Source organism: Methylocella sp. (assembly GCF_044226135.1).
Classification (GTDB): Bacteria; Pseudomonadota; Alphaproteobacteria; order Rhizobiales; family Beijerinckiaceae; genus Methylocapsa.
The window spans coordinates 1-12,479 of sequence record NZ_JBGAHM010000058.1; the positions used below are offsets into that span (position 1 = coordinate 1).

The following is a 12,479-nucleotide window of genomic DNA, read 5'->3' on the forward strand; positions in this document are numbered from 1 at the left end:
GCCGGGCTTTGCGCCGGCGCGGGGCGGCGCGGCCTCGCCGTCGTCGGCGTCGCCGCCGGCCGGGTCGCGCAAAGGCTCGTGAAATGGGCCGAGGACGCGACGCCGCGGCTGCACGAAGCCCGGCTCGCCGTCGCCGTTTCAGGCGCGGGGCCGGGCGAGCCGGAGCTGAGGCGCCTGCTGGCCGAGGCGGGATTCACGGTGGTGGCGAGCGCGCGCGCCGGTGAGCGCGAGCGGCGGACCTACCGCTACGACCTCATCATGCCGGCGCGCGCGCGCGTCGAGGCGACGCCCGAGGCGGTGGAGCGGCTGGCGCGGGTCCATGGCGTCGAGCGGCTCGAATGGCGCCGCGGCGGCCTCGCGCCCGACGCCTGACTGCGTTCGGCGTTCATCCAGTCGTGAACGCGCTCCAACATCTTGTTTTTCCGCATTTTCTTAACGTAAAAGTCTGCAACTTTTACTGAAAATGCTCTAGAAGCGCGTTCGGCGTCCATCGAATCGCGGACGCGCTCCAACATCTTGTTTTTACGCATTTTCTTAACGTAAAAGTCTGCAACTTTTACTGAAAATGCTCTAGGCGGCGGCGCCTATTTCTCGACGAACGCCTTCTCGACCACGAAATCGCCGGGCTCGCCCTGGTTGCCTTCCGAGAAGCCGCGCGCCGACAGGAGCTTGTGCATGTCCTTGATCATCTCGGGGCTGCCGCACATCATGAAACGGTCGTCGTCGGCGTTGAGCGGCGGCAGGCCGACGTCGGAGAACAGCTTGCCCGAGACGATGAGGTCGGTGACGCGGCCCTGGTTGCGGAAGGGCTCGCGCGTCACGGTCGGATAATAGATGAGCTGCTCCGAAACCATTTCGCCGAGAAGCTCGTCGTTCGGAAGCTCCTGCTCGATGCGCCCGGCGAAGGCGAGCTCGCGGATTTCGCGCACGCCATGCACCAGAATCACCTTCTCGAAGCGCGAATAGGCCTCGGGATCCTTGATGATCGACAGGAACGGCGCAAGGCCGGTGCCGGTGCCGAGCAGATAGAGGTTGCGGCCGTCGGCGAGATTGTCGATGACGAGCGTGCCGGTCGCCTTCTTGCCGATGAGAATGCGGTCGTCGGGCTTGACGTGCTGGAGCCGCGAGGTCAGCGGCCCGTTCTGCACCTTGATCGAGAAGAACTCGAGCTCGTCCTCGTAATTGGCGCTGGCGACGCTGTAGGCGCGCATCAGCGGCTTGCCCTCGACCTCAAGGCCGATCATGACGAATTCGCCGTTGCGGAAGCGAAAGCTCGGCTCGCGCGTGGTCTTGAAGCTGAAAAGCCGCTCCGTCCAGTGCCGGACTTCGAGAACCCGCTGTTCGCTGAACTTGCTCATCTTTCTTCCAATCGCCTGCCAGGCGTCGCCGGGCTGAAGCTTGTCAAGGCTCCGGTTTACAGGAGCGGCGCGCCGGCCGCCTGCGGCTTTTCGCCTCGCGCCGTCACAATTTCTTCGTCAGCGCCGGCGCCGCCTCGAACAGGTCGGCGACGAGGCCGAAGTCCGCGATCTGGAAGATCGGCGCCTCCTCGTCCTTGTTGATCGCGACGATCACCTTCGAATCCTTCATGCCGGCGAGGTGCTGGATCGCGCCCGAGACGCCGATCGCGACATAGATCTCCGGCGCGACGATCTTGCCGGTCTGGCCGACCTGATAGTCGTTTGGCGCATAGCCCGCGTCGACCGCGGCGCGGCTCGCGCCGACCGCCGCCTTCAGCCGGTCGGCGAGCGGGTCGATCACGGCGTGGAACTGTTCGGCCGAGCCGAGCGCCCGGCCGCCCGTGACGACGATCTTGGCGGAGGTGAGCTCCGGCCGCTCCGAGGCCGAAAGATCGGCCGAGACGAAGCTCGACAGCGCGGCGGCCGGGTCGGCGACCGCGGCGACGGGCTCGACCGCCGCCGCCCCGCCCTCGCGCGCGGCCTTGGGAAAGGCCGTGCCGCGCACGGTGGCGACGATCTTGTCGTCGAGGCTTTCGACCAGCGCGATCGCGGCTCCGGCGTAGGTCGGCCGGGTGAAGCGCCGCCCGCCCTCGACCGAGAGCACGTCCGAGATCTGCATCACGTCGAGCAGCGCCGCGACGCGCGGGGCGACGTCGCGCCCGAACGAGGTCGCGGGCGCGAAAAAGGCGTCATGGCCCGCCATCAGCGAGACGACGAGCGGGGCGAGCGCCTCGGGCAGGCCATGGGCGTAGGCGGGGTCGTCGGCGACATGGACTTTCGCCACGCCCTCGATCCGCGCCGCCGCCCCGGCGAGGGCGTCAAGGCCCGAGCCCGCCAGCAGCAGATGGGCCTCGCCGAGCTTTTGCGCCGCGCTGACGGCCGAAAGCGTCGCGTCCCTGACGCCTGCGCCGTCATGCTCGGCGAGAACGAGGACCTTCATGCGCCAACTCCCAGAGCTTTCAGCTTTTCGACGAGTTCGTCGACGTCCCTGACCCTGACGCCGGCCGGACGCGCCGGCGGCTCGGTCACGCTCAGCACCTTGAGGCGCGGCGCGGGGTCGACGCCATAGTCGGCCGGCGTCTTCGTGGCCAGCGGCTTCGCCTTCGCCTTCATGATGTTGGGCAGCGACGCATAGCGCGGCTCGTTGAGGCGAAGGTCGGTCGTGACGATCGCCGGCGCCTTGAGCCGCACCGTTTCGAGGCCGCCGTCGACCTCGCGCGTCACGACCACCTCCCCGCCCTCGCCGGCGACTTCGATCTTCGAGGCGAACGTCCCCTGCGGACGGCCGAGCAGCGCCGCGAGCATCTGGCCGGTCTGGCCGCAGTCGTCGTCGATCGCCTGCTTGCCGAGCAGGATCAGCCCCGGCTGCTCCTCCGTCGCGACCGCCTTCAAGATCTTGGCGACGGCGAGCGGCTCGAGCGCCGCGTCGGTCTGGACCAGAATCGCGCGGTCGGCGCCGAGCGCGAGCGCCGCGCGCAGCGTCTCCTGCGCCTTCGCCGGGCCGATCGAGACGGCGACGATCTCGCTCGCGACCTTCTTCTCCTTGAGGCGCGTCGCCTCCTCGACGGCGATCTCGTCGAAGGGGTTCATCGACATCTTGACGCTGGCGAGATCGACGCCCGAGCCGTCGGGCTTGACCCGGGGCTTCACATTATAGTCAAGCACGCGCTTGACCGCGACCAGAACCTTCATCGCAGCGGCTCCCTTCAGGGGCGCAGGCCGCCCGGCCCGCCCCGGTCAGGCGCGCTTTTGGCCCTGGCCGGGCGCGCCGCCCGTCGCGCCGCGCCCGAACGCAAAAATCCTCATGGTTCCTTGCCGTCTCGGGAGGCGCGCGTCAATGCGGCCCGCGCGGCCGTGACGCATTGACGCGCGGAACATGCTATGGGCCTCGCCGCGACGCCGCGCAAGCATGCCTGAACGGGAGATCGCCCGAAAGCCCGCGCGGGGCCGACAGGCGCGAAAGGAACAGCCCCATGAACGACACGGAGCGCGGCCCGTCTCCGCCGCCGGGCCTGCGCCGCACGGTCGGCCTCGTCGGGATCTTGAACCTGTCCTGGTTCGGCGTCGAATTTTTCGTGGCGCTCGCCATCGGCTCGGTGTCGCTGTTCGCCGACAGCGTGGATTTTCTCGAAGACGCCGCGATCAATGTCCTGATCTTCGCGGCGCTCGGCTGGAGCGCGCTGGCGCGGGCGCGCCTCGGCATGGCGCTCGCGGCGATCCTGCTCGTGCCGGCGGCGGCGACGCTGTGGGCCGCCTGGAGCAAGCTCGGGGCCTTCGTCGCGCCGGCCCCCGCGCCGCTGTCCCTGACCGGCGCGGGCGCGCTCGCCGTCAATCTGCTCTGCGCCGTCCTGCTCGCGCGCCATCGCCGCGCGCAGGGCAGCCTGACGCGCGCGGCCTATCTGTCGGCCCGCAACGACGCCTTCGCCAATGTCGCGATCATCGTCACGGGGCTCCTCACGGCCTTCGTCTGGCGCTCGGCCTGGCCCGACCTGATCGTCGGCCTCGCCATCGCGGCGCTCAACGCCGACGCCGCGCGCGAGGTGTTCGAGGCGGCGCGCGGCGAGCATGAGCGCGCGAGGGCCTGAGGCTCACAACCTGCCGGCGAGCGCGCGCAACTCGCCGAAGGCCGTCGCCGCCAGCGCCCGCCCCTGCGCCCGCGTGAGCCCCGCGTCATGCGCGCCGAGCCCTTCGAGAAAGCGCAGCGTCGCCGCCCCGCAGGCGTCGAGCGCCGGGCCGAGCCGCGCGATCGACGCGCCAAGCGCGTCGAACTCGCCCTGTAGCCCGGGATTGGCGGCAAAGCCCGGCCGCCGCCCTCCGGGCGCGAGCGAGCGGCGCTCATATTCAAAGGCGCTCTGGGCGAAGCTTTGCGCCAGACGCGCGTCGTCGACGCGAAGCCGCGCGAAGATCGAGCGCTTGACCGCGAGCGCCTCCCTCACCGCCTCAAGACCGCGCTCGCCCTGGCCGGTGACGCTCTCCCTGTCCTGCCGGCGCCGGTTCAGCGCCTGCGGGCGATAGGCGAGATCGCCGTAGCGCAGGGCCTCGACATAGGCCGCCCAGTCGCCGCAATAGCGACACGACTCGATCTCGCGCAGCGCCAGCGTCAGCGCGGCGCGCGAAAACAGCGCGGCGCTGACGTTGGGGATCGTGTTCTTCACGACGAGCGCCTGCGCCGTCTCCTGCGCGCCCGGCGCGCGATGGCCGACGAGCCATTTCTCGGCGTCGAGCGTGTCGGTGTAGAAGCGCGCGCTCGAGGCGAGCAGGTCGCCGCCGGGCCCGATCGTCTTCGAATCGCAATAGGCGAGCGCGAGCCCCGGCCGCGCGAAGCAGGCCGTCATCGTCTCAAGAAAGCGCGGCTCGGCGGCGTCGTCGCTTTCGGCGATCCAGACGAGGTCGCCGCGCGCGGCCCTGACCCCCTTCGCCCATTGCCGGAAGGGCGAGCCGCCGTTCTGCGCCGACGACAAAATGACGAAGGGAATGGCCGAGCGGTCGCGCCAGCGCTTCGCGACCGCAAGGCTGTCGTCGTCCGACGCGTCGTCGAGGAACAGGATTTCGTCGGGCGCGAGCGTCTGCGCCATGATCGAGCCGAGCCGCTCGTCGAGGAAGCGCGCGTGATTGTAGTTTGGAACCGCCACGCTGACGCTGCGGCGCGGCGTCTCGCGATAGGCGAGCGCCCAGCGCAGAAGGCCGGCGCAGCGCGCGGCCGCCGCCTCCCCCGCCCCGGCCTCGAGGGTCAGGAGCGCGAGCCCGGTCTCGCGGCAGGCGCGCGACAGCGCGGGGCCCGGCGCGCCCGACGACACGACGACGGCCTCAGGGTCATGGAACTTCAGCGCCCGCGCGGCGCGGTCGAGCGCGATCTCCTCAGGCAGGCCGGCGCGGGCGAGGCCCGCGAGGTCGAGCGCGGCCTCAAACCCCTCGGGCTCGGCCGAGGCGCCGCGCGCGAGCACATGCACGTCGAGCGCCGTCCATGCGGCGAGCGCTTTGCGCAGCGCCCGCGCCGCCGGCGCGCCCGCGGGGGCGACGATCATCACCCTGAAGGGCGCCGCGGGGCGCGGCGCGCCGGCGCGCCGCCACGGCAGGTCCTGGAAGGAGGCGGCCGGCGAGCCCGGCGGCGGCAGGATGCGGTGCGCCGAGCGCCAGCCGGCGCGCCCCTCGCGCGCGTAATGGGAGAAGGCCGCGCCAAGCGGCACGTCCGCCGCGCCGGCGTAAAATGTCGGATCAAAGCCCTCCTGCGGCCGCGCCCCGGCCGGCGCGCCATAGGCGAGGAAGGCCGGCAGCGGCTCAAGCCCGCTCTCGCGCAGCGTCGGTTCGCGCGCCAGAAACCAGGGCGCGTCGAACAGCGGCGAGGGCGAGCGCCCCTCCCGCGCGCCCGAGGCGACGAAATGCAGGAACGGGTCGAGCCCGGCGGCCTTCACGTCGGGATAGGCGGCGAGATACCAGGCCCGGTCGAAGAAGGGCGCCGGGGAGAGCCCCCGCGCGAGGCCGAAACGGATGAAATGGCCGAGCGGCGTCAGCCCTTCGAGGTCGCCGGCGAGCGCGCGGTAATGCGCCGCGTCGAAATAGGGCGAGGGGTCGAGCGCCGCGCCAAAGCGCAGATAGTCGAGGAGCGGATTGGCCGCGCGCCGCCGCGCGCCGCGCCGCCCGCGCGCGAACCAGTCTGGGTCGAACAGCAGATGCGGCCGGGCCCCGCGCGCCGCGCCGACGAGAAGATAATGAAGGCCCGGCGCGAGTCCGGTTTCGGCGCAGTCGGGGTTCTGCGCGCCGTACCAGGCTTCGTCGAAGACGCCGCTGCGGGCGATGAGCCGAAGGCTGCGGCGGCGGCGCAGCGCGCGCAGACGGTCTTTGAAGGCGGCCATGACACTCCGGTCGGGGGGCGGCGCGCGGCGCGGCGCGGCGCTGGTTGCGGCAATCATAGTTAACTAAACTTCGCCAAAAATTGCGGCGCGCACGATGAAAAGCGCGAGAGCGCCCGATTCTTGTGGCCAATCGGCTACACCTTCGCGCAATTGATCTGCGCGGCGGGGTTGCTGTAGTTTCACGCGGCGACCGATGATAAGTCTAGCCTCGCTTAGGATAGGTCGCAAATGCCCAATACTCTGGCGAAGGCCGCGCGCAATCTCATTCTTGGCGGAACGCTGCTTGCGCAGGCGGGCTGCTCTTCCTACCTCACCGGCGCCGGCCCTTCGACCGGCGACATCGAGGCGCAGTCGCAGTCGGCCACGCCCGGCGTGCCGCGCTATGAGATCGTCGACATCGACTCCCGCACCGTCGACGTGCTGCGCAAGCGCCGCAGCGCCAGCTTCCTCGCGCGTTTCGGCGACTATCGCCCCTCCGTCGAGCCGACCATCGGCGTCGGCGACACGGTCTCGGTGACCATCTGGGAGGCGGGCGCGGGCGGGCTGTTCTCCGCGCCGCTCTCAAGCGACCGTTTCAGCACCGGCTCGAAAAGCTCGACCATCCCCGACCAGGTCGTCGGCCGCGACGGGTCGATCAGCGTCCCCTACGCCGGCCGCGTCAGGGTCGTCGGCCGCACGCCGAAGCAGGTGCAGGCCGAACTCGAACAGGCGCTGACCGGCAAGGCGATCGAGCCGCAGACGCTCGTCAACGTGCCGAAGTCGGTTTCAAACAGCGTCACCGTGACCGGCGAAGTGGTCAATGGCGCGCGCGTGCCGCTCAGCGTGCGCGGCGACCGCGTGATGGACGTGATCGCCACCGCGGGCGGCGTGCGCGCGCCGGTCAACGAGACCTTCATCCAGCTCACCCGCGGACGCGAAACGGCGCGCGTCGCGATGAGCCGCGTCTCGACCGACGCGAGCGAAAACATCTACATGCGGCCAAACGACGTGCTGACCGTGGTGCGCGACCCGCAGACCTTCATCGCCTATGGCGCGACCGGCCGCAACGCCGAAATCCCCTTCGACGCCGACGGCATCAGCCTTGCCCAGGCGCTCGCCAAGGCCGGCGGCCTCAGCGACGGGCGCTCCGACCCCTCGGGCGTGTTCGTCTTCCGCTTCGAGCCCGAAAGCGTCGCGCGCGCGGTCGCGCCCGGAACGACCATCGCCGGGCCCGGCCGCATGACGCCGGTCGTCTACCGGCTCAATTTGCGCGATCCGGGCAGCCTGTTCCTGTCGCAGGCCTTCCGCATCGAAAGCCGCGACGTGCTCTATGTCTCCAACGCGCCGATCAACGACACGCGCAAGGTCATGGAGGTCGTCGGCCTCGTCACCGGCCCGGCGCTCGCCGGCCTCACCGCCTATTCGCTGATCGAGCGCTGAGGCCCGCGCGACCCCGCGCTGGCGCCGGCCGGCCGGCGTCGGTCCCTGCGCCGGCCCTTCGCGTCAGCCCTTCAGATGGTCGAGCAGGCGCCGGCCATATTTGGTCTTGCCGAGCGCGTTGGCGAGCTTCACGAACGCGCCTTCCGAGATCCACTCGTTGAAGAAGGCGATCTCTTCTGGCGCGGCGATGAGCTGGCCCTGGCGGTGTTGCAGCACGCGCACGAATTCGGCCGCCTCCATCAGCGAATCATGCGTGCCGGCGTCGAACCAGGCGAAGCCGCGCCCGAGCTTTTCGAGCCGCAGGCGCTTCTGCGCGATGTAGAGATTGTTGAGGTCGGTGATCTCGAGCTCGCCGCGCGCCGAAGGTTTGAGCGTGCGCGCGAGGTCGACGACGTCGGAGTCGTAGAAATAAACGCCGATCGCCGCCCAGTGCGATTTCGGCGTCTGCGGCTTCTCCTCGATCGAGAGCACCTCGCCGCGGTCGTTGAACTCGATCACGCCATAGCGCTCGGGCTCGTCGACGAAATAGCCGAACACGCTTGCGCCCGTCTGCGCGTTGGCCCGCTGCAGCGTCTCGGAGAGGCCGTGGCCGTGGATGATGTTGTCGCCGAGAATGAGGCACGACGGCGCGCCGGCGAGAAAATCGGCGCCGATCAGAAACGCCTGGGCGAGCCCGTCGGGCGAGGGCTGGACGGCGTAGTCGAGCTTCACCCCCCATTGCGAGCCGTCGCCGAGCAGCTTCCTGAACGCCGCCTGGTCCTGCGGCGTCGAGATGATGAGAATTTCGCGGATTCCGGCGAGCATCAGCGTCGACAGCGGATAATAGATCATCGGCTTGTCGTAGACCGGCAGAAGCTGCTTCGAGGTCACGAGCGTCAGCGGATGCAGCCGCGTGCCGGAGCCTCCGGCCAGAATGAGTCCCTTGCGCATTGTGCTCCCGCGCCGAGGCGCCTTTCGAGTGATCCCTGGGTCGGGCCTCAGCCCCTGGCGAGAAGCGCCGCGACCGTCGCGTCGACCTCCTCGCGCCAGTCCCGCGCGCAAAAGCCGAAGGTTTCGCGGAAGCGGCCGTTGTCGAGAACCGAATTGGCCGGGCGGCGCGCCGGGGTCGGATAATCGGCGGTCGCGATGGGGACGACCTGCGGGCGCCGGCCGCTCGCGTCCGCCTGCGCCGCGACGACGCGGTCTGCGAAGTCGCGCCAGCTGGTCTCGCCCGCCCCGGTGAAATGATAGACGCCGGACGGCGCCGCGCCCGCGGCGATCCGCGGCGCGATTTTCAGGATCGCCAGCGCCAGCTCGCGCGTCGAGGTCGGCGCGCCGCGCTGGTCGGCGACGACGCGCAGCTCGTCGCGCTCGCGCGCGAGCCGCATCATGGTTTTCAGGAAATTGCCGCCGAACTCGCCATAGACCCATGAGGCGCGCAGGATCGCGAAGCGCCCGCCGGCGGCCCTGACCATGGCCTCGCCCTCGGCCTTGGTCGCGCCATAGACGTTGACCGGGGCGACCGGATCGTCCTCGACATAGGCCGACGACTTCGAGCCGTCGAACACATAGTCGGTCGAGACATGGATCAGCGCGATCCCGCGCGCGGCGCAGGCCTCGGCGAGGCGCTTTGGCCCCAGCGCGTTGACGCGGCGCGCCGCCTCGACCTCCTTTTCGGCGAGGTCGACCTTGGTGTAGGCGGAGGCGTTGACGACGACGGCGGGCTTCGCCGCGTCGAGCGCGCGCGCGATCTCGTCCGCGTCGGCGACGTCGAGCTCGGCCCGGGTCAGCGCCGTGAAGGGCGCGCCGCTTGCGCGCAGCGCCCGCTGCAGGTCGAGGCCGAGCTGGCCGCCGGCTCCAAGAACGAGCGTCATATCACGCCGAGCCTCTCGCCGCCGTAGACGCGCGAACGGATGCGCTCCCACCAGCCGCGATTGGAAAGATACCATTCGACGGTGCGGCGCAGGCCCGATTCAAACGTCTCGCGCGGGCGCCAGCCGAGGTCGTCGCCGATCTTGCCCGGATCGATCGCGTAGCGCAGGTCATGGCCCGGCCTGTCGGACACGAATTCGATGAGGTTTTCGCGCGGGGCCAGCGCGGGGTCGGGGGCGAGCTCGTCGACGAGGGCGCAGACGCCGCGCACCACCTCGAGGTTGCTCTTCTCGTTATGGCCGCCGATGCAGTAGGATTCGCCGACCCGGCCGCGCGTCGCCACGCTCAGCAGGGCGCGCGCATGATCCTCGACATAAAGCCAGTCGCGCACATTGGCGCCGGCGCCGTAGACCGGCAGCTTCCTGCCCTCGAGCGCGTTGAGGATCATCAAAGGGATGAGTTTTTCGGGGAAGTGGTAGGGGCCGTAATTGTTGGAGCAGTTGCTCAGCACGGTCGGCAGGCCATAGGTGTGGCGCCAGGCCATGACGAGATGGTCGGACGCCGCTTTCGAGGCCGAATAGGGCGAAGTCGGCTGATAGGCCGTGGTCTCGCTGAAAAAGCCCTCCGGGCCGAGCGAGCCGAACACTTCGTCGGTCGAGATGTGGTGGAAGCGGAAGCTGTCGCGCCGCGCCTGCGGCAGGCCGCGCCAGTAGCCGAGCGCCGCCTGCAGCAGCGAGAAGGTGCCGACGACGTTGGTGCGGATGAATTCGCCGGGCCCGTCGATCGAGCGGTCGACATGGCTTTCGGCGGCGAGATGCATCACGACGTCGGGCGAGAATTCGTCGAACAGGGCGCGCATGACGTCGCCGTCGACGATGTCGGCGCGCTTGAAGCCGTAGCGCGCGTCGTTCGCCACGGGTTCGAGCGACTCGAGGCAGCCGGCGTAGGTCAGCTTGTCGACGACCAGCACGCGGTGCGGCGTCGAGCGGATGATCTCGCGCGTCACCGCCGAGCCGATGAAGCCCGCCCCGCCGGTGACGAGGATGCGTTTTTCGTCGCTCATTTCGCTTCCCGCTCATAGACGAAGGGCGAGACGAAGTCGCGCAGGCGCCCGAGCTTCGCGTCCTTGTCGGACAGGACCGCCTCGCGCGCGGCCTCGGGCCAGTCGACGGCGACGTCGGGGTCGTTCCAGATCAGCCCGCAATCGCTCTGCGGCGCGTAGAAATCATCGACCTTGTAGGCGACCTCGGTGTCGTCGACGAGGGTGCAGAAGGCGTGGGCGAAGCCCTGCGGAATAAAGAGCTGCTCGCCGCCGTCGGCCGTCAGCGTCTCGGCGACCCAGCGGCCGTAGAAGGGCGAGCCGCGGCGCAGGTCGAGCGCGACGTCGAACACGGCGCCGCGCAGCACGCGCACGAGCTTCGCCTGGGCGGCCGGCGGAAGCTGGAAATGCAGGCCGCGGATGGTGCCGGCCTTCGCCGAATAGGACTGGTTGTCCTGGATGAAATCCGCCGCGACGCCGGCGGCGGCGAAAGCGCGCTGATTGTAGGTTTCGCTGAAATAGCCGCGCGAATCCTGAAACCGGCGCGGCTTCAGCATGACCACGCCCGGCGCCGCTGTCGTCTTGACGTCCATGTCATCCCCTGCGCATTGACATCCGGCCCCGGCTTCGACGAGGCTTGCGGCCGCCCGCATTAAGGGTCAAACCCTTAAATTCCAACTCGATTTCGCCCTCGGGAGAGGACGCGCCGGAGCGCCGGCGGAAAGATCTGAACGAACGAGGCGCCCCGGCGCCCTCAATATGCCGGCCATTGAGCATATTCTGTGGCGCGCGTCCATGTCGGGCGCCCGCCGCCATGGCGCAGCGCGAGGACGCGGCCGCGACGATGCAGAAAAGGAGCCCCGCATGGATGTTTTCGCGGCCGAAGACGGCGTGAGGCGGCCGCCCGCGCGTCCGCTCGCCATCGCGGCGGCGGCGGTCCGGGCGATTCTCCTGCGCGACGTCCAGCTTCTCATGGGGGCGGCGGGCTTCGGCCTTCTGATCCTGATCGCCATGCCGGTCGGCCATCTGCTCGTCGTCGTGGCGATCTTCCGCCTGTTCAACCGGCTGCCGCCCGAAGGCACCGACCAGATCGTCTATTTCGGCCTTTCGATCCTGCCGTTCGTGATCTTCATCTATTTTTCGCGGCAGATCATGATGGCGCTCATCATCAACAAGCCGCTGCTTTACTTCAACCGGGTCAAGGTGTTCGACATTCTGATCGCGCGCGCGATTCTCGAGGTCGCCAACGCCGTCGTCGTGTTCCTGGTGATCCTTGCGGTGCTCAGCCTGTTCTCCACCGGCTTCGAGCCGCGCGACTGGCCGGGCGTCGTCTTCGCGACCGCCGGAACCATCTATCTGGCCTTCTGCGTCGGCGTCGCCGCGGCCCTCGTCGCGCAGATTTTCGCGCCTTTCGCGCTCATGTACAATCTGATGGCGCCGGTGTTCTGGGCCTCGTCCGGGATCATCTTCTTCCCGGCGGCCATGCCCCACCCCTATGACCGCTGGCTCGCCTGCAATCCGCTGCTGCAATGCGTCGAATGGCTACGCTCGGCCTATTACGAGAATTATCCCGACCGGCTGATCGACCTGCCCTATCTGTTCGGCCTCGCGACCTCGCTGCTCGCCGGCTCGCTCATCGCCGAACGCGTGGCGCGCCGCCGGCTGCGCTGAGCGGGCCCGTCACGCCCGCCGGCGCCCCACGACGAGATCCTGGAAATCATGGATCGCGCCCTCGACGTGGGCCTCAATCTCGAACCATCGCGTCCAGACCGCGTCGATCCAGCGCCGCCCCGCGAAGGCGACGCCGTAGCAGTAGCGGTCCGTCGTCAGATGCCCGTATTGCGGCGTGAAGTGGAAGCC

At 69.5% G+C, this 12,479-nt stretch carries 13 protein-coding genes; 4 read left to right on the forward strand and 9 right to left on the reverse strand.

The features are described from left to right. The coding region (locus ACILRB_RS15510; protein ID WP_395667198.1) for a hypothetical protein at positions 1-372 on the forward strand (372 nt) is incomplete at its 5' end. Positions 373-584: 212 nt separating this feature from the next. Here the strand turns inward: ACILRB_RS15510 and ACILRB_RS15515 are convergent. The 3 genes from ACILRB_RS15515 to ACILRB_RS15525 form a co-directional block, all read right to left on the reverse strand. Continuing rightward, the gene (locus tag ACILRB_RS15515) at positions 585-1,358 is read right to left on the reverse strand and encodes a ferredoxin--NADP reductase (protein ID WP_395667199.1); all 774 of its coding nucleotides are present in this window, start codon (positions 1,356-1,358) and stop codon (positions 585-587) included. Positions 1,359-1,461: 103 nt separating this feature from the next. After that, positions 1,462-2,397, reverse strand: a complete 936-nt coding sequence (locus ACILRB_RS15520) for an electron transfer flavoprotein subunit alpha/FixB family protein (RefSeq protein ID WP_395667200.1) — start codon at positions 2,395-2,397, stop codon at positions 1,462-1,464. After that, positions 2,394-3,149 carry an electron transfer flavoprotein subunit beta/FixA family protein gene (locus tag ACILRB_RS15525; protein WP_395667201.1) on the reverse strand — a complete coding sequence of 252 codons (756 nt, stop codon included), beginning with the start codon at positions 3,147-3,149 and terminating at the stop codon, positions 2,394-2,396. The genes ACILRB_RS15520 and ACILRB_RS15525 overlap by 4 nt, the downstream gene beginning before the upstream one ends. A gap of 281 nt (positions 3,150-3,430) precedes the next feature. Between ACILRB_RS15525 and ACILRB_RS15530 the strand changes: the two genes are divergently transcribed. Then, positions 3,431-4,042, forward strand: a complete 612-nt coding sequence (locus ACILRB_RS15530; RefSeq protein WP_395667202.1) for a cation transporter — start codon at positions 3,431-3,433, stop codon at positions 4,040-4,042. Positions 4,043-4,045: 3 nt separating this feature from the next. Here ACILRB_RS15530 and ACILRB_RS15535 read toward each other — a convergent pair whose 3' ends face one another. Further along, entirely contained in the window at positions 4,046-6,310 is a 2,265-nt protein-coding gene (locus ACILRB_RS15535; protein WP_395667203.1) for a glycosyltransferase family 2 protein, read from the reverse strand. Positions 6,311-6,538: 228 nt separating this feature from the next. Between ACILRB_RS15535 and ACILRB_RS15540 the strand changes: the two genes are divergently transcribed. Then, positions 6,539-7,729, forward strand: a complete 1,191-nt coding sequence (locus ACILRB_RS15540; protein ID WP_395667204.1) for a polysaccharide biosynthesis/export family protein — start codon at positions 6,539-6,541, stop codon at positions 7,727-7,729. 63 nt (positions 7,730-7,792) lie between these two features. Here the strand turns inward: ACILRB_RS15540 and rfbA are convergent, their stop codons facing one another. From rfbA to rfbC, 4 genes are read right to left on the reverse strand one after another with little or no spacing between them, the layout of a single operon-like run. Next, entirely contained in the window at positions 7,793-8,659 is an 867-nt protein-coding gene (rfbA, locus tag ACILRB_RS15545; protein ID WP_395667205.1) for a glucose-1-phosphate thymidylyltransferase RfbA, read from the reverse strand. Between the two features lie 47 nt (positions 8,660-8,706). Next, entirely contained in the window at positions 8,707-9,582 is an 876-nt protein-coding gene (rfbD, locus tag ACILRB_RS15550) for a dTDP-4-dehydrorhamnose reductase (RefSeq protein ID WP_395667206.1), read from the reverse strand. After that, complete coding sequence (gene rfbB / locus ACILRB_RS15555; protein WP_395667207.1) at positions 9,579-10,643, reverse strand: dTDP-glucose 4,6-dehydratase; 1,065 nt, start codon at positions 10,641-10,643, stop codon at positions 9,579-9,581. The genes rfbD and rfbB overlap by 4 nt, the downstream gene beginning before the upstream one ends. Next, the gene (gene rfbC / locus ACILRB_RS15560; protein WP_395667208.1) at positions 10,640-11,212 is read right to left on the reverse strand and encodes a dTDP-4-dehydrorhamnose 3,5-epimerase; all 573 of its coding nucleotides are present in this window, start codon (positions 11,210-11,212) and stop codon (positions 10,640-10,642) included. Before rfbC ends, rfbB begins: the two co-directional genes overlap by 4 nt. Positions 11,213-11,483: 271 nt before the next feature. Here rfbC and ACILRB_RS15565 point away from each other — a divergent pair, with 271 nt between their 5' ends. Further along, complete coding sequence (locus ACILRB_RS15565) at positions 11,484-12,290, forward strand: ABC transporter permease (protein ID WP_395667209.1); 807 nt, start codon at positions 11,484-11,486, stop codon at positions 12,288-12,290. Between the two features lie 9 nt (positions 12,291-12,299). On the opposite strand, the gene ACILRB_RS15570 is transcribed toward ACILRB_RS15565, so the two are convergent. After that, a partial coding sequence (locus ACILRB_RS15570) for a hypothetical protein (protein ID WP_395667210.1) occupies positions 12,300-12,479 on the reverse strand: 180 nt, incomplete at its 5' end.

What these genes read in the sequence shown, in the direction of transcription:
- ACILRB_RS15515 (WP_395667199.1), bottom strand. Translation starts at nt 1,358, where the DNA reads ATGAGCAAGTTCAGCGAACAGCGGGTTCTCGAAGTCCGGCACTGGACG.
- ACILRB_RS15520 (WP_395667200.1), bottom strand. Translation starts at nt 2,397, where the DNA reads ATGAAGGTCCTCGTTCTCGCCGAGCATGACGGCGCAGGCGTCAGGGAC.
- ACILRB_RS15525 (WP_395667201.1), bottom strand. Translation starts at nt 3,149, where the DNA reads ATGAAGGTTCTGGTCGCGGTCAAGCGCGTGCTTGACTATAATGTGAAG.
- ACILRB_RS15530 (WP_395667202.1), top strand. Translation starts at nt 3,431, where the DNA reads ATGAACGACACGGAGCGCGGCCCGTCTCCGCCGCCGGGCCTGCGCCGC.
- ACILRB_RS15535 (WP_395667203.1), bottom strand. Translation starts at nt 6,310, where the DNA reads ATGGCCGCCTTCAAAGACCGTCTGCGCGCGCTGCGCCGCCGCCGCAGC.
- ACILRB_RS15540 (WP_395667204.1), top strand. Translation starts at nt 6,539, where the DNA reads ATGCCCAATACTCTGGCGAAGGCCGCGCGCAATCTCATTCTTGGCGGA.
- rfbA (WP_395667205.1), bottom strand. Translation starts at nt 8,659, where the DNA reads ATGCGCAAGGGACTCATTCTGGCCGGAGGCTCCGGCACGCGGCTGCAT.
- rfbD (WP_395667206.1), bottom strand. Translation starts at nt 9,582, where the DNA reads ATGACGCTCGTTCTTGGAGCCGGCGGCCAGCTCGGCCTCGACCTGCAG.
- rfbB (WP_395667207.1), bottom strand. Translation starts at nt 10,643, where the DNA reads ATGAGCGACGAAAAACGCATCCTCGTCACCGGCGGGGCGGGCTTCATC.
- rfbC (WP_395667208.1), bottom strand. Translation starts at nt 11,212, where the DNA reads ATGGACGTCAAGACGACAGCGGCGCCGGGCGTGGTCATGCTGAAGCCG.
- ACILRB_RS15565 (WP_395667209.1), top strand. Translation starts at nt 11,484, where the DNA reads ATGGATGTTTTCGCGGCCGAAGACGGCGTGAGGCGGCCGCCCGCGCGT.